19 protein-coding genes and 6 tRNA genes are annotated in these 21,851 nt (G+C 39.7%); 18 read left to right on the forward strand and 7 right to left on the reverse strand.

Annotated elements, in window-relative coordinates:
- The first annotated feature begins 4 nt into the window (after positions 1-4).
- Together greA and H5186_RS00745 are read left to right on the forward strand one after the other, a co-directional pair.
- Positions 5-481, forward strand: a complete 477-nt coding sequence (greA, locus tag H5186_RS00740) for a transcription elongation factor GreA (RefSeq protein ID WP_145233085.1) — start codon at positions 5-7, stop codon at positions 479-481.
- A gap of 128 nt (positions 482-609) precedes the next feature.
- On the forward strand, positions 610-1,656 hold the full coding sequence (locus H5186_RS00745) for a S66 peptidase family protein (protein WP_182793946.1): 1,047 nt from the start codon (positions 610-612) through the stop codon (positions 1,654-1,656).
- A 74-nt stretch (positions 1,657-1,730) separates the two neighbouring features.
- Here H5186_RS00745 and H5186_RS00750 read toward each other — a convergent pair whose 3' ends face one another.
- The 7 genes from H5186_RS00750 to H5186_RS00780 all read right to left on the reverse strand — a co-directional run bounded on the left by H5186_RS00750 (position 1,731) and on the right by H5186_RS00780 (position 9,419).
- Positions 1,731-3,242, reverse strand: coding sequence for an OmpA family protein (locus H5186_RS00750; protein WP_182793948.1), 1,512 nt, complete (start codon positions 3,240-3,242; stop codon positions 1,731-1,733).
- Between the two features lie 91 nt (positions 3,243-3,333).
- A complete protein-coding gene (locus H5186_RS00755) occupies positions 3,334-3,738 on the reverse strand; it encodes a hypothetical protein (protein ID WP_182793951.1) in 405 nt (134 codons plus the stop codon).
- 1 nt (position 3,739) lies between these two features.
- Positions 3,740-4,654: a zinc dependent phospholipase C family protein gene (locus H5186_RS00760; RefSeq protein WP_182793953.1), complete on the reverse strand. Its 915-nt coding sequence runs from the start codon at positions 4,652-4,654 to the stop codon at positions 3,740-3,742.
- A gap of 389 nt (positions 4,655-5,043) precedes the next feature.
- Positions 5,044-6,666: a PKD domain-containing protein gene (locus H5186_RS00765; RefSeq protein WP_182793955.1), complete on the reverse strand. Its 1,623-nt coding sequence runs from the start codon at positions 6,664-6,666 to the stop codon at positions 5,044-5,046.
- A gap of 459 nt (positions 6,667-7,125) precedes the next feature.
- Positions 7,126-8,031: a YbjQ family protein gene (locus H5186_RS22910; protein WP_259400263.1), complete on the reverse strand. Its 906-nt coding sequence runs from the start codon at positions 8,029-8,031 to the stop codon at positions 7,126-7,128.
- Positions 8,032-8,615: 584 nt separating this feature from the next.
- Positions 8,616-8,692: transfer RNA gene (locus H5186_RS00775), tRNA-Pro, on the reverse strand.
- 106 nt (positions 8,693-8,798) lie between these two features.
- Entirely contained in the window at positions 8,799-9,419 is a 621-nt protein-coding gene (locus H5186_RS00780; RefSeq protein WP_145233087.1) for an arylesterase, read from the reverse strand.
- Here H5186_RS00780 and H5186_RS00785 point away from each other — a divergent pair, their 5' ends adjacent.
- The 16 genes from H5186_RS00785 (at position 9,420) to H5186_RS00860 (ending at position 21,450) form a co-directional block, all read left to right on the forward strand.
- On the forward strand, positions 9,420-10,133 hold the full coding sequence (locus H5186_RS00785) for an ABC transporter ATP-binding protein (protein WP_182793957.1): 714 nt from the start codon (positions 9,420-9,422) through the stop codon (positions 10,131-10,133).
- Positions 10,123-12,624 (forward strand): ABC transporter permease, encoded by a 2,502-nt coding sequence (locus H5186_RS00790; protein WP_182793960.1) that lies wholly within the window; start codon positions 10,123-10,125, stop codon positions 12,622-12,624. Before H5186_RS00785 ends, H5186_RS00790 begins: the two co-directional genes overlap by 11 nt.
- Positions 12,625-12,745: 121 nt before the next feature.
- On the forward strand, positions 12,746-13,270 hold the full coding sequence (ruvC, locus tag H5186_RS00795; protein ID WP_145233090.1) for a crossover junction endodeoxyribonuclease RuvC: 525 nt from the start codon (positions 12,746-12,748) through the stop codon (positions 13,268-13,270).
- A 1-nt stretch (position 13,271) separates the two neighbouring features.
- Entirely contained in the window at positions 13,272-13,889 is a 618-nt protein-coding gene (gene ruvA / locus H5186_RS00800; protein WP_145233091.1) for a Holliday junction branch migration protein RuvA, read from the forward strand.
- Positions 13,890-13,896: 7 nt separating this feature from the next.
- Positions 13,897-14,904, forward strand: a complete 1,008-nt coding sequence (gene ruvB, locus H5186_RS00805) for a Holliday junction branch migration DNA helicase RuvB (protein WP_145233092.1) — start codon at positions 13,897-13,899, stop codon at positions 14,902-14,904.
- Between the two features lie 947 nt (positions 14,905-15,851).
- A complete protein-coding gene (gene tolQ / locus H5186_RS00810; RefSeq protein WP_149982328.1) occupies positions 15,852-16,556 on the forward strand; it encodes a protein TolQ in 705 nt (234 codons plus the stop codon).
- Positions 16,543-16,977, forward strand: coding sequence for a protein TolR (gene tolR / locus H5186_RS00815; protein ID WP_149982327.1), 435 nt, complete (start codon positions 16,543-16,545; stop codon positions 16,975-16,977). The genes tolQ and tolR overlap by 14 nt, the downstream gene beginning before the upstream one ends.
- A gap of 1 nt (position 16,978) precedes the next feature.
- Positions 16,979-17,905 carry a cell envelope integrity protein TolA gene (tolA, locus tag H5186_RS00820; protein ID WP_149982326.1) on the forward strand — a complete coding sequence of 309 codons (927 nt, stop codon included), beginning with the start codon at positions 16,979-16,981 and terminating at the stop codon, positions 17,903-17,905.
- A gap of 9 nt (positions 17,906-17,914) precedes the next feature.
- The gene (tolB, locus tag H5186_RS00825) at positions 17,915-19,273 is read left to right on the forward strand and encodes a Tol-Pal system beta propeller repeat protein TolB (protein ID WP_182793963.1); all 1,359 of its coding nucleotides are present in this window, start codon (positions 17,915-17,917) and stop codon (positions 19,271-19,273) included.
- A gap of 35 nt (positions 19,274-19,308) precedes the next feature.
- Positions 19,309-19,851, forward strand: a complete 543-nt coding sequence (gene pal, locus H5186_RS00830; protein ID WP_149982324.1) for a peptidoglycan-associated lipoprotein Pal — start codon at positions 19,309-19,311, stop codon at positions 19,849-19,851.
- 12 nt (positions 19,852-19,863) lie between these two features.
- Positions 19,864-20,607, forward strand: a complete 744-nt coding sequence (ybgF, locus tag H5186_RS00835; protein ID WP_149982323.1) for a tol-pal system protein YbgF — start codon at positions 19,864-19,866, stop codon at positions 20,605-20,607.
- A 168-nt stretch (positions 20,608-20,775) separates the two neighbouring features.
- A tRNA-Lys gene (locus H5186_RS00840) sits at positions 20,776-20,851 on the forward strand.
- Between the two features lie 81 nt (positions 20,852-20,932).
- Positions 20,933-21,008: transfer RNA gene (locus H5186_RS00845), tRNA-Lys, on the forward strand.
- Positions 21,009-21,079: 71 nt separating this feature from the next.
- Positions 21,080-21,155 (forward strand) — tRNA-Lys (locus H5186_RS00850).
- 72 nt (positions 21,156-21,227) lie between these two features.
- Positions 21,228-21,303 (forward strand) — tRNA-Lys (locus H5186_RS00855).
- Between the two features lie 71 nt (positions 21,304-21,374).
- Positions 21,375-21,450 (forward strand) — tRNA-Lys (locus tag H5186_RS00860).
- Positions 21,451-21,851 lie beyond the last annotated feature (401 nt).

A 21,851-nucleotide genomic window follows, 5' to 3' on the forward strand; every position in this document is an offset into this window, starting at 1 on the left:
AAGTATGCAAACAATTCCGATGACAGTTCGTGGCGCAGATTTAATGCGCAAAGAACTTAACGAATTAAAAACAGTTACCCGTCCAAAAATTGTATCTGATATTGCAGTTGCACGTGAACATGGTGACTTAAAAGAAAACGCTGAATATCACGCAGCGCGTGAGCAACAGGGTTTTTGCGAAGGCCGTATTCAAGAAATTGAAGCTAAGCTTTCAAATGTACAAATCATTGATGTGACTAAACTACCAAATACGGGTAAAGTTATTTTTGGTACCACAGTAACAATCGTTAATGTTGAGACTGATGCTGAAGTTAAATACCAAATTGTTGGTGATGATGAAGCAAGTATTAAAGATAACCGTATTTCGGTTAATTCACCGATTGCCCGTGGTTTAATTGGTAAACAAGCAGATGATGCTGTGATCATTAAAACCCCGAAAGGCGACGTGGAATACGAAATCATTGAGGTTGAGTACATTTAATTACTTTACTCATTTTCACGTTTTTAAAAACCGATGCTTGCATCGGTTTTTTTATGCCATAAACAATCTCGACATTTCTTAATAAATTGGGTACGTTAAGCTAACGTATTGATAATTTGCAGATGTTGATGACAGCAATTACTTTTCCTGACGCATTAAAAAACGGCGATAAAATTGCCATTTGCGCATTTTCATCCGGTGTTAAGAGTATCTTTCACCCACGCCTGGAACGCGTACTTTCTGGCTTAACACGCCGTGGCTACCTAGTAGTCGAAGGTAAATGCTTAAGACAACAAAGTAGCCCAGCAAAACAACGCGCTGATGAGCTAATGGCATTCTTACTTGATGACAGCATTGCCGCAATTATGCCGCCGTGGGGTGGTGAGCTTGCCATGGAAATACTTCAGTATATTGATTTTAATGCGGTTAAATCTGCCAAGCCAAAGTGGTTAGTAGGTTTTTCAGATGTGAGCACGTTTGCCTGTATGCTTACAGTGCGATGTGGTTGGGTAACACTTCATGCTGCAAATCTAATGCAATTACATCCTAACGAGAAAGACAATTACTGCTTGCAAGTTTTTGATGTTCTGGCGCTTGAGAAAAATGGCTATTTCGAACAGATGCCTGCCAAGTATTATCAGAATAAAGTGATTGATTACGCAAAAGAGCCAGATGCATTATTTGATTATACTCAGCCGAGTCAATGGCGCTGCCTAAACTATCAAGACTCAAGGCAAGTAGAGCTGACGGGGCGGTTATTTGGTGGCTGTTTAGACTCACTTAACGTGTTACTGGCTTCTCCATATCTTGATCTGCATAACTTTAAGCAAACATATGCGCCAGAAGGTTTACTACTTTATTTAGAAAATGCAGAGCTTTCACCTACAGCAGTGGCCCGTACTTTAATGGCGTTGCGGTTAAATGGTGTGTTTGCTGATATTAACGGTATTATTCTGGGGCGTAGTGCTTTGCTTAGCTCTCCAGAGCAAGACATTGATTATTACCAAGCCCTTGAGCTTGCGTTAGGTAATTGTTTATTCCCAGTTATCATCGACGCTGATATCGGACATGTTGCACCCAATTTATGTTTAGTGAATGGCGCGTTTTGCAGTTTTAAAGCCACTATAGATAAAGGCTTAGTTTACAATGCGAGCCTAGTGACCACTTTGCAATAGAACTTCGTACCTAATTGGTGATAAAAATGCATATTAAGGCAATGGCGTTAATATGCATTTTTCGCGATACGTAATTATTTTGAATCAGATAACCTTTCGACTAACTCAACACGTCGATTCAGCTCTCGACCTAATTCGTTTTTGTTAGTGGCTGCGGGAGCATAGGGGCCAACACCTTGAGGTATTAACCTTGTTTTAGCGATACCATAGTCAGCAATTAAAGCTTTAACGACCGCATCAGCCCGACGTTTAGAAAGGTCTAAATTATATTCAGCAGAGCCTTTATCATCTGTGTGACCAACAACATACAAACTCAATGCCTTATTTTTTTCTAAAACTTGCGCAATGACATCCAATGATTGTTTAGATTCAGGCTTTATGACCGCTTTATCGTAGTCAAATAACACCCCATAGATTGAGGCTTTACCTTTTTGCTTAAGTTGCTCTAACACTTTATCGCTATTTGTCTCTATTAACCCAGTTAATAATGGCTCGCTCTGCATCACTACAAGCTGAATACGAGAATCGCCTTCATAGTTACCTATAAAAAAAGCTACATAGGTAGTTTGGCCCTCAACAGTACTTTTCATAACTTGGTATCGAGGTTGGCGCCAGTAATTATAAGCTTGTTTTACAGCGAGTTTATCCCCTAACTTTTGTAAATCCTCACGGATTAATCTATCTCTGGTGTTACCACTGCATGAATCTTTTTGACAAGAGAATACCGTTTCAAACCCTTCTTTTACTAAAGCACTTAGATAATTATGATAAATTTTTAGCGTTGACACCCTGTTTACGACATAAGTAATTTGGGTTAAGTCTCCGGTAACGTCTAGCATTGGGAGTGTCTTTGTTTTTGTATCAACAATACCAACAGGAATGCTGAATTCTTCATAATCAACCTGTTTGTAATCTTCAATATAACTACTAGGGTAGCGACTTATTAATGGATGATCTGCTGAGCCCCCTTTATCTTTACGCGGTGCCTTGGTTATCTGTTTACTATTGTGTTTGGTAAATGCGTCAAAATTGGCAGTGACAAGTCCTGATTCAATGTCTTTTATATCCACTGTGGTTAATAATACTCGCGTCGTATTTTTATACTGACCAACAAATAACGAAATAGCAGCATCGGGGGACTCATCCCCTTTTGTGGCGAAAATATAGTGAGGTTGTTGGAATTGATTACTAGGGTTAAAGTAGCTAGACTTTTCAGCTAATAATTTTCTTTGTTCACGTTTATCTCCTGAATAACAATCACTTAAAGAACATGTATAAACCACTTTAAAACCAGCATCACTTAACGCACTTTCATAATTTTTTGTTACCTTTAACGAAGCAACATTTTTTATCGTATAAGCGTAATGGCCTGTATCACCAATGAATTTTTTATACTCAAATTGTTGAGACTTTTCAGCTGTAGCAACAAACTTTGTAACAAGGCGAGTTTCTTCACCCGCTAAAATAACGGAGTTCTCCAGCTTGGCACTTGGATAGGGGGAAAGCAAAGGCTCTGCGTGTAGGTTAAATACACATATTAGGGGGGCGATACAAAATATAAGTACCTTGGTTATTTTGTTATTCATTGAAATTCCTTTTATTAATGAAGGTAAACATTGTATTTAAAAAATAAGTTGGCCTAATTAAACTTTATAAAAAAGAATAAATCGCAATTTTTTAACGCTTACAAATTTTGCTGGCGTTGATAGTAACTTTACAGGCTTGAGTGTCAATTGATTGCCAATGCTGGATATCGGATGGCGCAGTACAGCCAGCATCTTCAATAAGTAAAATGTCATCCTCACACAGTAATAAAATGGCATTTTTATCTTGAATGAAAACTTTTAACTGATAGTCCTCAAAAGGGGTGAGGTTGTTTTTATTGCTGTTGATAGCAGCCATTAGTAATGCTTGCGGATCAGTATAGGTTTTGGTGCTGAACTTTAATGTGCCATCAACCGCGGCTGAAATATCTTTTAGTTGTGATGCAAGATCAGCCATCTTTTCTGGCTCATGTGCATTAGCTAGGCTAGGGCAGCCCACAGATAAAACAATTACTAAGATTAGAGTTAAGTATTTCATTTTAAATATTCCACGCGGTTAAGTTGCCATTTTCGTCTTTACCGTTGTCTAAATTCCAATTACAAATTTGCCAGCACTCTCCATCATTAAAAATAGCATTAGCAATAATCGATATAAAATACTGTATATTTTTAACCGCTAAATTAAAAATGTCGTCGTAGTGCATTGGGCCATTTGGAGTATTAAGCTGCTCAATGTAAGTGTAATCAATCTCATCTTGGCGAGGGTAGAGTAGCCCATTGTTTGCCGCAACATGCCTTGCCCATGGGAAGAGTCGATATCCTTCTTCAGCATGATCAACAACCAGTTGAAAGCCTGAATGCCACGCATCAAAGTCAGGAGCTGCTGATTGTGTGTAATCTGGGTGGATATGCGATAAAACATGCTGCCACAGTTGTTTAATATCTTCATCAAGGCAGTTATTTTGGCTGCTACATGAGCCGATATTAAGCCGAAAGCGATCAGCAAGGCCAATTTCACCCAAGTTTAACCTTGGCCAAATGTAAGCGTCTTGATTCATTTCACAAGTGCGGTGGTCAGTTTGGTTTTGCTCATACGGGCCCACTTTAAGCTCGACCACCGGATGAATGGTGATATCAGCTGCAACATGCGACATATAACCACACAGCCAAGCAAAGCATTTCTCTTGCGCTGATCCCTCTAGATTTTTGCAATACTTTACTGCTTCTTTAATTACATCACCGGTATTGTGATAATGCATTAAATCAGCCCATTTATTTTGCTCTGAATTACCCACAGCTAAATAAGGGTAGTCAGGCGATACACAGCCTAACTCAAGGTATTTTTGATTTTGACTTAAGATCAGCTTTGCTTTGGTAGGAATATTCATTCCAATCAGGGCGTTATTCTCAGTAGCTAAGTTAGCCGCAGTAATGTGTGCAAAGGCACCTGGCATCAGTAAATCCTTCTACTTAGTAGTTTTGTTAATATATTTGCAATTGATCCAAGTTGCAATGGTTAAGTAATTAGTCAAATAGGCTTATTAGTTAGCTTTAAAATGGACTGCGTAATTTTAGTTATCAATAAACGTAACTTGAGCTTAAATCCATCGAGCTCACAGGCTACTGCCAAGCTCTAAAATGGCTATCTATTTTAGTAGGAGTTTAGTTGCCAAGAAGCGGAGACAAAACTAGCTGAGTTGGGCATAACTCAAGCATATCTTTTAGAGGAATCGGCTTATGGTGAGTGTTGACTCGTTTATTCACAGGGTAAAGGAGTTTATGATGGAGCTAAAAAAGACAGTGAGCGGGTCAGCGGCACGAGCTAAGCGTGCCGCATCAGTTGTTACTCAACGATAAATGTAATGCGTTTATGACTCGAATAAGGAGCTATATCATCTTTTGCATAAACAAGCACTTGATAGTTACCTGAGGAAACTAAAGGCAATATTGCTGTATCACTTGTTTCGTTACCAATAGATGCAGCCCTGCCATTTGGCAATAATACGAGCCATGTGTAGGTAATGGGATCTGTTTCTTTGTCATAGGCGTGTGCTTTGAGTGTTAAATTACTGCCTTTGATTTTATTCCCGAACATCTCAACATCGATAATGGTCGGCGCGGAGTTATCGGGATCTTCTACTTTGATTGCGACAAACCTTTTCGTGGTGTTTTCTCCGTCAGAGGCGGCGACTTGTAAAATGTAAAAGCCAGCAACATCAAAACGAACTCTAGCGCGGCTACCTGTTTCAGCAATAATATCTGCTTGGCTATTCGCTGGCCTATTTAGCCACTTCCAGCTCAACTCTACTTGCGCGCCCTCAGGCTCTTGTACTTCAGCGTAGAATAATTGCTCTGATAGGGTAAAGGTATTAAGCAATGGGCTTGGCAAGACGTTAAGTGCTGGTGGTGCATTTTGGTCGGAACTAAATGAAATTGCTGTTTTACCAGCATCGCTCTGTTTCTCTGAGACCGTTATCGTTTTTACGACTGATTCCGTACGGTCACTATTTCTATCTTTGAGTGTAAAACGAACCTTGTATTCACCGGCAACATCTGGAATAAAGAAGGAGATATACGACATAGTATAGGCTAATGTTACCTTGCTGGTAGCAGGAATACTGTCGAAGCTAAACATAGGAGTCGCAAAATTGTATTGCATGCTGTCTTTTGCATCAAGGTTAATAAACTCGTTCACTTCAGCGGTTTCAGGTGCGTCAAATGATGCTATGAGCTCTGGTCTATCATCATATACTTCTATCTGTTTGGTTACCGTTTCTGAATAGGCTTTACCATCATGTACCGTTAAGCTGATCGTGAATATGCCATAGTCTCTTCCTTCAAAACCAGCACTTTGTCCTTCAGGATTGGCGAGAAAGAAGTCTAATGCATTGTTAGCACTGGTAACTTGCCACTTATAATAAATCTTATCGCCATCAGCATCTGAGCTATTTTTGCCGCTTAGTGTTACTTGCTTATTTTTACCCACTTTTTCCTCAAAAGGAGTAATAACAGCTGTTGGGGCATGATTTTTTGGCTCAATTGGTTTATCTGAAATGCTCACTGACGCTGTAGCAATAGACTCTGTTGAACCTGACTTAATGATTAGCTGAATTTGATATGTACCAGCTATATCGGCAACAAACTCGCTCATTAGGCTGCTATTATTTGCTATTTTTGCAGAGCTATTATCAGGCTTTTCAATAATTGACCAATCCACGCTTGAAATGGCAGGAACAATGCTACTTGTTCCTACTAATCTGACCGTTGAACCGGTGTATACCGATTGGATCGGATTGATTTTAGCAGTAATGGCACCTGAGCCGGTTGAACTATCGGTAGATGTATCTTTATCGCTATCACTGAGATTATTATTTTCTACTTGTGGCTTAGTTGAACTACCTGAACCGCCGCACGCGGTTAGTGTTACCCCAAGAAATAAAGCCAATAATATTAATTTTTTATTCATTTTAATGTCCCTATACTTTATCCTAGCAAACAAAATACATGCTTTAGAATATTTAATCTAGTTAAAATTTGTTCAGCACAAAGGCCAGCTTGTGCAAATATAGAAGTTAAGTTAAAAGCCCTCAGTAAAAAGTTAAAACTGCAATTGTGCAGTCATTTTCGTGCGCGCAATTTTGGTTTAAGCGGATTAATAACTTATTAAATAGAAAAAATGAAAGTAACCTTGTAGTAAAAGATTAACTCTTAATCTAAAAAGTAAGTGTGGTGGAACAGCATTGTTTGTTCAATTAGAGTGGCTGTCTAGCTTTATAATTTCGCATTCAAGATATATAGGCTTTGCGAAAGCACCTACAGGAAAAGTGTTTTAATAACAATATATTAAAGAGGTATTTTAACTTCTTTGAATAGAATTTTGATATGGCTTTTCGGGCAGTATAGAGCACATATAATATAGCTATGTTTAATTCTCGATAATTACAGCTGTGCCCGAAGCAACGATAAATAACATACCTGATTTACCACCGCCTGATATCTCACTGTAGTCTAGATCTATACCTATTACGGCATTAGCACCTAGAGAATAGGCTTCTTTTCTAAGTTCATTTAGTGCTGTTTTACGGGCATCTCTAAGCGTGTTTTGTATGCTGTTACTGCGACCTCCAAAAGTATCACTAAAACTTGCAAAAATATCTTTAAAAATGTTCATGCCATAAGCGCATTCGGCAGTAATAACATCAATACGTTTTGTAATATTTAAGTTTAGAGCTGTTTCGGTTGTCAGTAGTACGTCTTTTGCTTCAACTTTGTTTAGTTTACTTGCAATAGCGTGTTCTATTTTCTGTTTATCATAGTCTTGTTTGGCTTTACTGCCATTAACACCATATTTTCTGGTTAGGTGGATATCTTTAGCTTTCTCTATTGTGTTAGCTACAGACTCAGAAATTTGTGTTAAGTATTTACCATAATAGAGCACATCGTAATGGTTTTGGTTTTGCTGGGTTCTGATTCCCGCTAATCCAAATTCTTTGTTCATGAATTTAAGGTAAGGCAAAGATATTTCTATTTCATTGCTGTTTAGGTCAGCTAGGTTTGTATCGTCGAAGCCTTCTATGAAAGCATCGCATTCTTTCATACCATGATTTTTATAAATACCAGATTGACTGTAGAGCGTTGTTAAGTTGCATAAAAATTGGCCTTTATACCAAATGGCTGCAATAGCATTATGCCCGTCTTTCTTTAATGCGTATGCTAAGTCTGATGTATTATATGTGTTACCAGTTATATTATTTATTAGCTCTTTATCTTTTAAGCTCCAGTCAGGCTTAGTATTTGATGGTGTTGATTTATCACTTTTAGAAAAAAACATATCTCTCCTTAGAAACTTTAATAGTAAAAAGTAGCTTGATTGTAGAATTGAACTTCAAGCATATGCTGATAGCTATACAAACATGCTTTAACTCTGCCAACCAAACATTAGCATATAAAAGGGTATAATATGACTTAATAAAGGGGAGTTATGCAAAATTCACATCGAATAGAAAACGATAAACTAATTTTTAAAGCGCTGGTGGAATTGCTCAATCAATCTAGCCGATACAAAAATCCTAGTTGTTATGCTTTAGTAAATCACCTTAATAATAAAGGTATTAAGACAAGCTGGGGGAACAATTGGACTCGGAAAAGCTTATTTAGGTATCTACAAAGAAACGGCTTTCTGGTGTGTGGGGCTTACGCAATAGCTTAGATCAATATACGAAACTAGCCAAGTTTATTTAGGGTATTTTCAGACATCGTAAAACGGGAGTTTCGCAACCAGTACGCACGAACAGCTAAATGAAGTAAGCTTTATTTCCCAGCTATAAAATGAGTAGAGTGGCTACAGATTGGCTACACGAAAGGCTTTTAAAGAAAACAACTTATATATAAATGAGGTTAAGTTGTTGAATTAAATGGTCGGTATGGAGAGATTCGAACTCTCGACCCCTGCCACCCCATGACAGTGCGCTACCAAGCTGCGCTACATACCGACGTTGCAAGCAATAGTACGTATATTTTTTCAAAAATCAATAAGCTTTTGTTTGTTTGAACATTTATTGCACGTACTGAGTGAAATAAATCATTTTATGAGGATGTTTAGTTATTTATCCAGTCATTGATCGATTTATACATCACATCTCGTAGTATAGGTTGAGCAGTTTTGTTAGGGTGTATGTTGTCGTTTTGCATCAGGCTATTATCAGCAGCGACATTCAAGATAAAAAATGGCATTAAATGGCTGTTTGTGGCACCAGCAACCTCAGCAAAACTAGCGGTAAATAATCCGGTATAACGTGGCCCATAGTTAGGCGGGATGTGTACTTCCATAATCGCTACTTTGGCATCAGCTTGTTTGCTCTTGCTCACTAAACTGGCTAGGTTTTCTTTTAGGCGTTTAATTGGAAAGCCACGCAGGCCGTCGTTACCACCAAGCTCTATAAGTACATGGCTCGGTTGAAACTCATTAAGTAGGGCGTCTAAACGACGCAGTGCGCCACCGGTGGTTTCGCCACTGATACTGGCATTGATAAGTTGGATCGGCGCTTGCTCGTTGTCGTACTTATCTTGTAACAGTTTAACCCAGCCTTGCTCTTGTTTTAAGCCGTAGGCGGCGCTTAAACTATCACCTAAAATTAAAATTGTGTTGTCAGCTGCCGCACTAAGTGGTTTGATTACTAATAGTAAAACGAAAATAAAACGTAGGATTGAATACATCATATGTCAGCGCTATCTCAATTAAATATCATTCAGGTTAAAGGTCTTTCTAAAACGGTTAATACCCTTGAAGGGGATTTGCCCATCCTCAGTGACATCACCTTTAATGTCAAGTCTGGAGACTCAGTTGCTGTAGTTGGTACCTCAGGTTCAGGTAAATCAACTTTATTAAGTTTGCTCGCAGGGCTTGACCAATCGACTCAGGGATCAATTTATTTAGATGGTGAGCCGCTGCATGAACTTGATGAAGAAGCGCGTGCGGCATTAAGAGCTGCAAAAGTCGGTTTTGTATTTCAATCATTTATGTTGGTACAGAGTTTAACAGCACTTGAGAATGTGATGTTACCGGCAGAGCTTGCTGGTGGAAAAAATGCCAAGCAACAAGCACTCGATCTTCTGGAAAAAGTAGGTTTAAGTCATCGTATTGAGCATTATCCGTCGCAATTGTCTGGTGGTGAGCAGCAGCGTGTAGCGATTGCTCGCGCATTTATTGGCACACCAAAGATTTTATTCGCCGATGAGCCATCAGCAAATCTTGATAGCAAAAATGGTAAGTTAATTGAGTCACTGTTATTCGAGCTTAATCAGCTTCATGGCACGACGTTGATTTTAGTCACACATGATGAGGCGTTAGCAGCAAAGTGTCAGCATGTGTTACAAATTGAAGCGGGTCAATTAGTTAAAAATACCAATGAGGCTGTGGCGAATGTGGGTTAAATTAGCATTAAAATTATTTAGCCGTGAATTTCGCCGTGGTGAACTCACGGTGATTTGTGCGGCCATAGCGTTGGCGGTATTGACGGTTTTAACGCTTTCTATGGTGACTGATCGCATAGGGCAAAGCATAGCGCAAAAAAGCAGTGCCTTTATTGCCGCTGATCGCGTGCTGGCAAGCAACCATGAATTACCGGGTGAATATTTAACAACAGCAAGCGAATACAACTTACAAACCGCACAACTCACTTACTTTGATACTATGTTGTTTGCTAATGACGAAATGCAATTAAGCTCAGTAAAGGCGGTGTCGGAGCATTATCCACTTAAGGGCGAACTAAAAGTTAAAAGCAGTTTAACCGGAGAGGTTGAAGTGGCCACGCAAGGGCCAACTGTTGGTAATGTGTGGTTTAGTGAATCGGTATTTTATGCACTAAATGTAAAAGTAGGTGATACGGTTGAGCTAGGCGCTGCGCAATTTAATATTGAAAAAGTATTGGTGGAAGAGCCAGATGCGCCATTTAATATTTTTTCAAGTAGTCGTCGTGTGTTGTTAAATAACCAAGATGTAGACAAAACTGAAGTGATCCAGCCGGGCAGCCGTGTTTTTTACCGCCAGTTGTATGCAGGGGATGAGAGTAACCTTACTGACTTTTATAGCTGGCTAAAACCACAAATGAAAGAAAACCAGCAATGGTATGGTGTTAAAGACAGACAGTCGCCGATTGCAAATAGCTTAAACCGCGCTGAAAGCTTTTTATTATTAGCGGGGTTATTGGGCATTATTTTAGCGGCGGTGGCTATTGCCGTGTCTGCAAAGCGTTATTGCGAACGCCAATATGACCCAGTTGCGATGATGAAAACCTTAGGTGGTAGCCGATCGACAATTCGCAAAATTTACTTACTGCATTTATCACTGGTGTGTGCTTTGTCGGTCATACTTGGCTTAGCCATTGGCTATGGTTTACAAGAGATAGCCACTAGTTATTTAGCTAAATCAATGAACAATACTCTTCCTGCAGCGGGTATAAAACCGTGGTTTGTGGCGATTAGTACTGGCGTTATCTGTGCCGTGATGTTTTCAATCAAGCCGTTATTAGATTTATTTGATATTCCACCGCTTAGGGTATTACGCCGTAACTTAGGCGATAAGCTACTAGTAAGTAAAGTGCATTTAGCGATGTCGGGCTTAACAGTCTTTTTATTAATGTGGTTGTTTAGTAATAACCTTAAAATTACCGCTATTTTGTTTGTCTCTACTTTAATTTTGATTGCAATACTGTTTGTATTATCTCGGTTAATTTTTGGCAGCGGACGTAAACTAGGATTGCGCCCGGGGAATAGTTGGTCATTAGCGATTGCTTCGTTGCAAAAACGTGCCAATGCTAATGCGGTACAGTTGATCAGTTTTTCGTTGGCAATAAAGCTATTGTTATTTTTAGTGGTGCTGAAAAACGATATGATCGCAGATTGGCAATCGCAACTTCCAAGCGACGCGCCGAATGCTTTTTTAGTAAATATAACCGAAACTGAATTGCCAGACGTAACAAGCTTTTTAGAGCAAAAAAATATTCAAGTATCTGAGTTCTATCCGACTATTCGTGGTCGCGTAAACGCTGTTAATGGTGAATTAGTTGCTCGCGAAGTCTCATTGCAAGACAACGAGAAGAAAGACGAAGAAGCACGCGCAGGTATTGGCCGTGAACTAAATCTTACATGGTTAGAGCAAGTCCCTGTGCAAAATGAGATCATAGACGGGCAGTGGTTTGCCGACAATGCCACCGCTGAAGCATCGATCGAAGAATCTATGCTAGAGCGTTTAGATGTGAAACTGGGTGATACGCTAACATTTTTGATTGGCGCCCAGTCATTTGATGCCAAAATCACCAGTGTTCGTAAAGTTAATTGGGCTACTTTAAAGCCTAATTTCTTTATTATATTAAGTCCTGATGTACTGGCTGATTTTCCTGCGACGTATATTTCATCGGTGCGTATCGAAGCCGATCAAAAACGCGACTTTAGTGAGCTACTACGTGCCTACCCGACAATCAACGCCATCGACGTTGACAGCTTTGTCAAACAAATACGTTCTACTATTTCGCAAGTATCGCTGGCAATTGGATTTGTACTGGCGATAGTGGTGATGTGTGGTGGCTTAGTTTTAATTTCGCAAGTGCAAGCAAGCCTTGGTGAACGGATGCAGGAAATTGTCATATTGCGTACCTTAGGCGCCAAAGGGCGGCTAATAAAAAATGCCACTTTATATGAGTTTTTATTGCTGGGCAGCGCTGCTGGTTTTGTCGCTGCGTTGGTCAGTGATGTGGCTTTATTAATAGTGCAACGTGAGATGTTTGACTTAGCAGGTAAGCTGCACCCGCATATTTGGCTTATTGGACCATTAGTGGGTGGTGTGTTTGTGGCATCACTAGGCTACTTTATGATAGCTAGAACCATGCGTAAAAATACCCAAGGGTTACTACGCTCTTTAGCCTAAAAGGTTAGCAATTAAACAAGCCCGTTTTTACGGGCTTTTTTATGCCAATAATGCACTGGTAATTTATACAGTGCTCTGGCATTATTAGCGTACTTAACTATTTACACTGATTGGGCAAGTATTGGCTATTATTTTAGGGATTGATCCTGGCTCACGATTAACCGGTTATGGGGTGATTGCCCATCAAGGTGCTAAATTTACTTATTTAGGCAGCGGTTGTATAAAACTGGCCGATCACGAGTTTCCTATTCGATTAAAAATGATTTATCAAGGGATCAGTCAACTAATCGAACAATTCTCTCCCGATCATTTTGCCATTGAAAAAGTATTTATGGCGCATAATCCTGATTCAGCTCTTAAATTAGGCCAAGCCAGAGGGGCTGCAATTGTTGGTGCGGCAATGGCTGAGTTACCGGTGTTTGAATACTCGGCGCGGCAAATTAAACAAGCGGTGGTAGGGCACGGTGGTGCCGATAAATCGCAAGTGCAGCATATGGTTAAAAATATTTTAAAATTGCCAGGCACACCGCAAGCGGATGCAGCCGATGCATTAGCCATTGCGATATGCCATGCTCATTCCGATCAAAATTTAATAAAACTAGCGGGCAGTGCCAGTAAAACCGTTAGAGGACGATTAAGGAAATAACATGATAGGTCGCTTAAATGGCATCTTAGTAGAAAAACAACCGCCAGAAATTTTGCTTGAAGTAAGCGGTGTTGGTTACGAAGTTAACATGCCGATGACGTGTTTTTATGATTTACCAAACATTGGCGAAAATGCCATTGTGTATACTCATTTTGTAGTAAGAGAAGACGCCCAGTTATTATTTGGCTTTAATAATAAAATTGAGCGAGCATTATTTAGAGAGCTATTAAAAGCCAATGGCGTTGGGCCAAAGCTCGGATTAGCAATACTTTCAGGGATGTCGGCTAAGCAATTTGTTAGCTGTGTGAATAACGAAGATGCCACCAGTTTAGTGAAACTGCCAGGTGTAGGTAAAAAAACCGCAGAGCGCCTGGTACTTGAAATGAAAGACCGATTAAAAGATTGGGGTAATGACTTATTCACGCCATTTAGTGATAATGCAGTTATAGAGCCCGCATCTGACGCACTTATTGCTAATAATGCGGCAGATGATGCAATCTCTGCGTTAGTGTCATTAGGTTATAAATTGGCGCAAGCACAAAAAACAGTAAAATCAGTGGCCAAGCCTGGTATGTCTACAGAGGTTCTGATCAAAGAATCTCTAAAATCAATGTTGTGAGTAAACCATGATTGAAGCGGATCGTTTAATAGATGCGACTGAACAAAGTAATGAAGATGTAGTCGATCGCGCGATTAGACCAAAACTATTAGCCGATTATACTGGTCAGCCCCATGTTAAACAGCAAATGGAAATATTTATAGAAGCTGCACGTAGTCGGGGTGAAGCGCTTGATCATTTATTAATATTTGGTCCGCCGGGTTTGGGTAAAACCACACTAGCAAACATTGTTGCCAATGAGCTGAATGTCAGTATTAAAACAACCTCGGGCCCAGTGCTTGAAAAAGCCGGTGATTTAGCCGCACTACTGACCAATTTAGAAGAAGGCGATGTACTTTTTATTGATGAAATACATAGGCTAAGCCCGCAAGTTGAAGAAATACTCTATCCTGCAATGGAAGATTATCAACTCGATTTAATGATTGGTGAAGGGCCCGCAGCTCGTTCCATTAAGCTCGATTTACCCGCTTTTACCTTAATTGGTGCTACCACTCGCGCAGGCTCGTTAACCTCACCACTTAGAGACCGTTTTGGTATTGTGCAGCGTTTAGAGTTTTATTCGGTGGCAGATTTATCGACTATAGTGGGGCGCTCTGCTCATTATTTAAATTTAGCCATGTGTGATGAAGGCGCCATTGAAATTGCTAAACGCTCTCGTGGTACGCCACGTATCGCCAATCGATTATTACGCCGGGTACGAGATTACACGCAAGTTAAATCAGACGGTACTGTAAATGCCGAAGTGGCAGAGCTGGCACTTAATATGATTGATGTCGATAAAAGCGGCTTTGATTATATGGACCGTAAATATTTACTCGCGATCATTGAAAAGTTTATGGGGGGGCCGGTAGGGTTAGACAACTTAGCCGCCGCCATCGGTGAAGAAAAAGAAACCATTGAAGATGTGATCGAGCCTTACCTCATCCAGCAAGGATTTATCCAACGTACGCCAAGAGGGCGTATTGTGTCTGATAACGCCTATCATCACTTTGGCTTATTACCCAAACAAGAATAAAGTACATTTATTGTAGCTGTATGCGTGCGTATGGCTGCAAACCCACCTCATACATCTTCTATACTGTTCTTTTAGCCACTATTCAAATGTCTATTTTGCTGTGTTTAAGTTAATCGCGTGATTAGCATATTACTTAAAGTTTAGATTATTTAGTTATTTGGGCTAATGCAATTCACATACTGTTAAGTTTGTAAACGATATTGTATGCGCCATAGCGAGGTAGTGCTGTGCGTGATTTGCAGGCAAAAAAAAGCCCGCATAAAATGCGGGCAAACAACAAGTTGAAGGAAGTAATCTAAGTAACACTGCTTAAATTCATCAAGTTTTATCAAGAAGACTTTAAGCGTAGCAATACGAAAAATCAGAATCATATTGCAAAGAACTGGGCTGAATGAAGTATTCATTGCTGCGCTAGCTCGGTATGGGAGAATAATACGCAATAGTTGGTTTTTGTTCAAACTAGAAAAATTTAATTTTCAGATAAAAAAAACTAATAGCAAGATTTTTATGAGCGCTTTATTTTTGTTCATAAAATTCACGGTCGTATATTAATCTATTGAATTTGTGATGTTTTATTTGTTTGAATGATTTTTTTATAGATTAGTTAAACTGTTGCAATGACTATGCTCATAGTCAATTATGCTTGTTTATTCATTAAGAGTGAATAAAGAGGGTGTTTTACACAGTTTTTGTTTATAAATAAGCACCCCAGCATGTATTTACCTCGGCAGTACAATCTTAAATTGTTGCGTCAAGATTGCCGAACAAGGCTATAAAACTGGAGTCAGCCTGCTCTTCAACGTTTTTTGTTGCTAATTCACAGCAATAGCGTTGTCAGTACTGAGCTGAATAGATACACTAGTTGCAACTTTTGGCCATTTTTTCGGTCATATACCTAGCGTATAATGAAATGTTATTTATACAAGAAATCTTATTAGGAGTTTAATGTGGGTTCAGGGCTTAATTTTTTAGATTTAATTCTAGAAGCAAGTTTTCTTGTGCAATTAGTTATGCTGGCATTATTAGCTATGTCAGTGATGTCATGGGCAATTATTTTTCAGCGTAAAAAAGCAATTTCGGATGCATTATCCAATACTAAGCGATTTGAGCAAAAATTTTGGTCAGGCATTGATTTAAGTAAACTCTACAATGAGATCTCATCGCGTAGCGGTAGCTCAACCGGCGTTGAAGCATTATTTATAGCAGGCTTTAAAGAGTTTGCTCGTCATAAGAAAAACTCTTTTCAAAGTGCTAGCATTGTAATGGAAGGGACGCATCGTTCAATGCGAGTTGCGTTATCTCGCGAAATCGAAAAATTAGAATCAAGTTTATCGTTTTTAGCAACAGTGGGGTCTATCAGTCCTTACATTGGTTTGTTTGGTACTGTATGGGGCATTATGAATGCTTTTATCGCGTTAGGCGAAGTTAAGCAAGCAACCTTACAAATGGTTGCCCCAGGTATAGCTGAAGCGCTTATTGCAACAGCTATGGGTTTATTCGCTGCTATTCCAGCGGTTATTGCATACAACCGTTTTGCTAATAGAGTTGAAAAGCTAGAATCTAACTACATTAACTTTATGGAAGAGTTTGCAAATATTTTACACCGTCAAGCAGCTACCCAAATAGAGGCAAAAGCGAATGTATCAGCGTAAGAAGCGTCGTCCTGTTGCAGAGATAAACGTAGTTCCTTACATTGATGTAATGCTGGTGCTACTGATTATTTTTATGGCCACTGCGCCTTTGATCACTCATGGCGTTAAAGTTGATTTGCCAAAAATGGAAGAATCAGATTTAGTTGATACTAAAGATACGCCCCCGATCATTGCTTCAATTGATGCACAAGGTAAGTACTATGTCAGTATCGGTACTGATCCAGAAGAACCGATGGAAGCATTAGATGTTGCCGCTGTTATCAAGTTGCAACTGATGAAAAACCCAGAAACCCCAGTGATGATCAAAGGCTCAGGTAAAGTATCGTATCAAGAAGTATTATTATTGATGGATTTCTTAAAAAATGCCGGTGTACCTTCAGTTGGATTAATGACTGAATCGTTTGAAGGGAATAAAAGCTAATATGGGTCCTTCAGTATTAAAATCAGTGTTATTGCACCTCGCTATAGTTGGCGTTTTGATTGGAACCGCGAGTTTTCATACTTCACCGCCTACAGTAATGGAAGTTACCTTGAACAAGGCTATGCCTGATGCTGAAAATGCTGTTTCAGCGGTGACTGTTGATCAGAAAATGGTTGAACAAAAAATTGCTGAGTTGAAACGCAAAGAAGATGATAAAAAACGTGCTGAAGATAAACGCATTCGTGATTTAGAACGTCGAGCATCTGATGCACGTAAACAGCGTGAATCTGAAGACCGCCGGATCAAAAAGCTAGAGCAAGAGCGTCGCGCGAAAGAGAAAGAAACCGCACAAGCCCAAGCTCAAGCTAAAAAAGCGCGTGAAATAGAGCAAAAAGAACGTGAAAAAGCGCAGCAGGCTGAAAAGCAAAAAGAACAAGCTGAACTTGCTGCTAAAGCGGCTGCTGAAAAACGTAAAGCAGAAGAAGAGGCTTTAAAGAAAGCTGAAGACGACCGTAAACGCGAAGAGTTAGCCGCTAAAAAACGTGCAGAAGCTGCTGAAGAGGCACGTCAAAAAGCGTTACAAGAGCAAATGCTGCAAGAGCAACTGGCTACAGAGCAAGCTGCACGTAATAAAATACGTCAGCAACAGGTAGGCACTGAGGTTGATAAATATAAAGCATTAATTATGGCACGTATTCAGCAAAATTTATTAATTGATGAAAAGATGAAAAACCAACAATGCCGTGTGAATATTCGCTTAGGTTTTAATGGTCTGGTCACACAAGTTACATCTTTAGGTGGTGATAAGTTAGTATGTGAAGCGGCGCTTAGAGCGGTTCGTATGGCTGATACACTGCCAGTTTCTAAAGATAAAGATGTGTTTGAGCAATTAAAAAATATTAACTTAACAATTAAGCCACAATTTTAAAGGAATGGTATGTTCAACAAGTTGAAAACAGTTTGTTTAATTTTCGTTTTAGGCTTTACCAGTGTTGCAAATGCGGCACTTGAAATAGTCATAACCGAAGGCATTGATGGCGCGCGACCTATTGCGATCGTGCCATTTAAATATAAAGGTATGGGGCCAATTCCACAAAAGCTCAGTGATGTGATTGCTGCGGATTTAATGCGTAGTGGTAAATTTAAACCCATTGACGTTAATGCCATGCCACAGTTACCTAGTAAAGACGCAGACGTAGATTATGGCGCTTGGGTAAATAAAGGCGTTGAAGCGATTTTAGTTGGTGAAGTTGAACAACAAACTGATGGCCGTTACTTAGTACGCTATGAGCTTATTGATGTTATCCGAGGCCAAATCACTGGCGGTGAAACGCAAATGATGAGTAACGGAAAACTCATTAAAAACCAAGATCATATTCAAGAAGCACGCGAAAGTGTGATCAGTGATACCGGTTTTAGACGTTATGCACACCGTATCAGTGATGTTATTTATGAAAAACTCACCGGTGAGCGCGGCGCATTTTTAACTAAAATTGCTTATGTGATTGTACGTGATGATGAACCAAAGCCTTACCAGTTAGTAGTTGCAGATTATGATGGTTTTAATGAGCAGGTTTTATTACGCTCGCAAGAGCCGCTTATGTCACCAGCATGGTCACCAGATGGCACTAAACTAGCGTATGTAACCTTTGAAAATCGTCAAAGCCAAATTTATATCCAAGATTTATACACTGGTAAGCGTGAACTCATAACAAGTCACCAAGGTATTAATGGTGCGCCACAATTCTCACCCGATGGTAAAAAACTACTATTGGTGCTATCAAAAGACAGAAACGGCGCTACTGAAGTGTATATGCTAGACTTAGCAACGCGTAAAGAAACCCGATTGACTAACCACCGTAGTATAGATACTGAACCGTCTTGGCATCCGAATGGTCAAGATATAGTGTTTACTTCTGAAAGGGGTGGTAATGCTCAGATTTATAAGTTAAATTTACAAACAGGTAGGTCACAACGAATGACCTTTGATGGTGATATGAATCTAGCTGGTTCTATTACCCCTGACGGCAAAGAATTAGTGATGGTTAACCGTACCAACGGGCAGTACCATCTTGCTAAGAAAGAGCTGGCTACAGGCGCATTTCAAGTGTTAACACGAACGCGCCTAGATGAGTCACCGAGCGTAGCACCAAATGGTTCGATGATCATCTATAGCACGCTACATAATAATAAGCAGGTACTAGCGCTAGTATCAATGGACGGTCGCTTTAAAGCACGGTTACCTGTGCTAAATGGACAAGTAAAGGCACCCGCGTGGTCGCCTTATTTACAGTAATTTTTGCTGGTTTACTCAATATAGGAATCTACTCAATGCAACTTAATAAAATACTTAAAGGCCTGCTAATTGCTGTGCCAGTTATGACACTAGCAGCTTGTAGCTCATCTTCGGATATCGATGAAGGTGCAGCAAATCAATCAAATCAAGCGACTGTTGAGCAAACAACTGATAATGACACTGTCGAAGTTGCGACATTAACGCCAGAGCAGCAGGCTCAAGAAGAACTTCGTCAGAAGTATGACGAATTGCGTCAAGAACAAGTGATTTACTTTGGTTTTGATACTGCGACTATTCAAGGTCAGTATGGCGAATTACTTCGTGCACATGCTGAGTTTTTAGTTAAAAACCCATCTGTTAAAGTATTAATTGAAGGTCATGCTGATGAGCGTGGCACTCCTGAGTACAATATTGCACTGGGTGAGCACCGTGGCCAAGCAGTTGAAAAATACCTACAAAGTTTAGGTGTTTCTGCAAGCCAAATGTCAGTAGTGAGCTACGGTGAAGAAAAGCCGATGGTTAAATCACGTACTGAATCTGCTTTCGCTAAAAACCGCCGTGCGGTACTAGTTTACTAAATTAGAGACATTATGAAGCCGAAAATTATTTTGGCAGCCATGATATTGAGCGGGAGCACCCATGTTTGGGCTGCTCCCGCTCCTGTTTCAGAAGCTGCGAGTTCACAATCGAGTATAGAAAAACGCCTTGCTGCCCTTGAAAGTATGATGCAGTCGAGAAATTTATTACAAGTTGAGTTACAGCAACAGTTAAATAGGCTGCAAGATGAAGTGAGCCAGGTTCGCGGGATCACTGAAGAGCAGACCTATAAGCTTGAAAAAGTACTGCAACGTCAACGTGAGCTGTATCAAGAAATAGAAAATCGCGTTAGCCAAGCTTACTCGCAACCTAGTGCAGAGCAACACGCAGAGCCTGTTGCATCGCAAGCTATAAGTTCTGATCTGTCTGAGAATGAGGCATACGAGCGTGCAGTGGCATTAATCATGAAGGATAAGCGCTATGATCAGGCAATTCCAGAGTTTCAAACGTTTTTAACAACATATCCAAATTCTGTGTATGCGTCTAACGCTCATTATTGGTTAGGACAATTATTAACAATTAAAAATGATCCAGTAAAGGCATCGGAACATTTTAAAGTTGTTGTAAATGAATTTCCAAATTCAAATAAGCGTCCAGATGCCATGTTAAAGCTTGGTACTTTATTACAAGAGCAAGGTTTAGCCGAACAAGCGTCAAAAACCTTTAATGATTTACTTAACCAATACCCAAGTACAACTGCTGCAAAATTGGCCACTGATCGCCTTTCAAAAATGTAGAATCAGTTTGATTAGACTGCTTTTTGTCATAAGCGGTCTAAAATTGGTCAACTAGACATAAAAACTTAAAAAAAGAGACATTTTCTGTTGCACTCATTTTTTAAATAAGTATTATAAGCGCCCGCAGCAAACGAATGGTTCAACCACTCGAATTGCGACAAAAAGAGCGGGTCATTAGCTCAGTTGGTAGAGCAGTGGACTTTTAATCCATTGGTCGATGGTTCAAGTCCATCATGACCCACCATTCATTATTTAATAATAGAATGGTCTTTATCGGCGGATTTACGTATTAATGTTTTGTTGCATTTTGTTGCAGCAGCAGAACGGGTCATTAGCTCAGTTGGTAGAGCAGTGGACTTTTAATCCATTGGTCGATGGTTCAAGTCCATCATGACCCACCATTCTTTATTCGTTGAATAGTAGAGTGGTTATAATCGGCGGATTCACGCACCGTGCTTAGGCACATCAGAGCGGGTCATTAGCTCAGTTGGTAGAGCAGTGGACTTTTAATCCATTGGTCGATGGTTCAAGTCCATCATGACCCACCATTCTTTATTCGTTGAATAATAGGGTGGTTTATAATCGGCGGATCTACGCAGCGTGCTTAGGCACATCAGAGCGGGTCATTAGCTCAGTTGGTAGAGCAGTGGACTTTTAATCCATTGGTCGATGGTTCAAGTCCATCATGACCCACCATTCTTTATTCGTAGAATAGTAGAGTGGTTATAATCGGCGGATCTACGCAGCGTGCTTAGGCACATCAGAGCGGGTCATTAGCTCAGTTGGTAGAGCAGTGGACTTTTAATCCATTGGTCGATGGTTCAAGTCCATCATGACCCACCATTCTGGTTTATTCAATTTCAGTTTATCTGACCCCTATTTAGTAAATTCACATCACTTTACATCAAAAGAAAAAAACACTTACAAAAATAATTGTCAAGCTAAATACAAATGCGTTAATCAAATTGCTATTATATCAATCGTGTTAAGTTACTGACCATTTATAGCGACAGATAAATACAGTGATAACAAGGCTTAAATTTTGACATGTAGTTGTTCTCGGCAATTGCTCCTGCATTGCTCTACCTCCTGCATCCATGCAGTCGTACATAAAAAATAACTAACGAAGTTAACGCTTTATTTAGCCTGCTAGAATGATTAAATATTTAAGTAGATTGGTATTTATGACCACTACTGTTATTTAGTTTTATATTCTCGTATAATCCGCCCCATAAATGCACTGT

This window comes from Pseudoalteromonas sp. SG41-2, from assembly GCF_014164535.1.
Taxonomy (GTDB): Bacteria; Pseudomonadota; Gammaproteobacteria; order Enterobacterales; family Alteromonadaceae; genus Pseudoalteromonas; species Pseudoalteromonas rhizosphaerae.

What these genes read in the sequence shown, in the direction of transcription:
- greA (WP_145233085.1), top strand. Translation starts at nt 5, where the DNA reads ATGCAAACAATTCCGATGACAGTTCGTGGCGCAGATTTAATGCGCAAA.
- H5186_RS00745 (WP_182793946.1), top strand. Translation starts at nt 610, where the DNA reads ATGACAGCAATTACTTTTCCTGACGCATTAAAAAACGGCGATAAAATT.
- H5186_RS00750 (WP_182793948.1), bottom strand. Translation starts at nt 3,242, where the DNA reads ATGAATAACAAAATAACCAAGGTACTTATATTTTGTATCGCCCCCCTA.
- H5186_RS00755 (WP_182793951.1), bottom strand. Translation starts at nt 3,738, where the DNA reads ATGAAATACTTAACTCTAATCTTAGTAATTGTTTTATCTGTGGGCTGC.
- H5186_RS00760 (WP_182793953.1), bottom strand. Translation starts at nt 4,654, where the DNA reads ATGCCAGGTGCCTTTGCACACATTACTGCGGCTAACTTAGCTACTGAG.
- H5186_RS00765 (WP_182793955.1), bottom strand. Translation starts at nt 6,666, where the DNA reads ATGAATAAAAAATTAATATTATTGGCTTTATTTCTTGGGGTAACACTA.
- H5186_RS22910 (WP_259400263.1), bottom strand. Translation starts at nt 8,031, where the DNA reads ATGTTTTTTTCTAAAAGTGATAAATCAACACCATCAAATACTAAGCCT.
- H5186_RS00780 (WP_145233087.1), bottom strand. Translation starts at nt 9,419, where the DNA reads ATGATGTATTCAATCCTACGTTTTATTTTCGTTTTACTATTAGTAATC.
- H5186_RS00785 (WP_182793957.1), top strand. Translation starts at nt 9,420, where the DNA reads ATGTCAGCGCTATCTCAATTAAATATCATTCAGGTTAAAGGTCTTTCT.
- H5186_RS00790 (WP_182793960.1), top strand. Translation starts at nt 10,123, where the DNA reads ATGTGGGTTAAATTAGCATTAAAATTATTTAGCCGTGAATTTCGCCGT.
- ruvA (WP_145233091.1), top strand. Translation starts at nt 13,272, where the DNA reads ATGATAGGTCGCTTAAATGGCATCTTAGTAGAAAAACAACCGCCAGAA.
- ruvB (WP_145233092.1), top strand. Translation starts at nt 13,897, where the DNA reads ATGATTGAAGCGGATCGTTTAATAGATGCGACTGAACAAAGTAATGAA.
- tolR (WP_149982327.1), top strand. Translation starts at nt 16,543, where the DNA reads ATGTATCAGCGTAAGAAGCGTCGTCCTGTTGCAGAGATAAACGTAGTT.
- tolA (WP_149982326.1), top strand. Translation starts at nt 16,979, where the DNA reads ATGGGTCCTTCAGTATTAAAATCAGTGTTATTGCACCTCGCTATAGTT.
- tolB (WP_182793963.1), top strand. Translation starts at nt 17,915, where the DNA reads ATGTTCAACAAGTTGAAAACAGTTTGTTTAATTTTCGTTTTAGGCTTT.
- pal (WP_149982324.1), top strand. Translation starts at nt 19,309, where the DNA reads ATGCAACTTAATAAAATACTTAAAGGCCTGCTAATTGCTGTGCCAGTT.
- ybgF (WP_149982323.1), top strand. Translation starts at nt 19,864, where the DNA reads ATGAAGCCGAAAATTATTTTGGCAGCCATGATATTGAGCGGGAGCACC.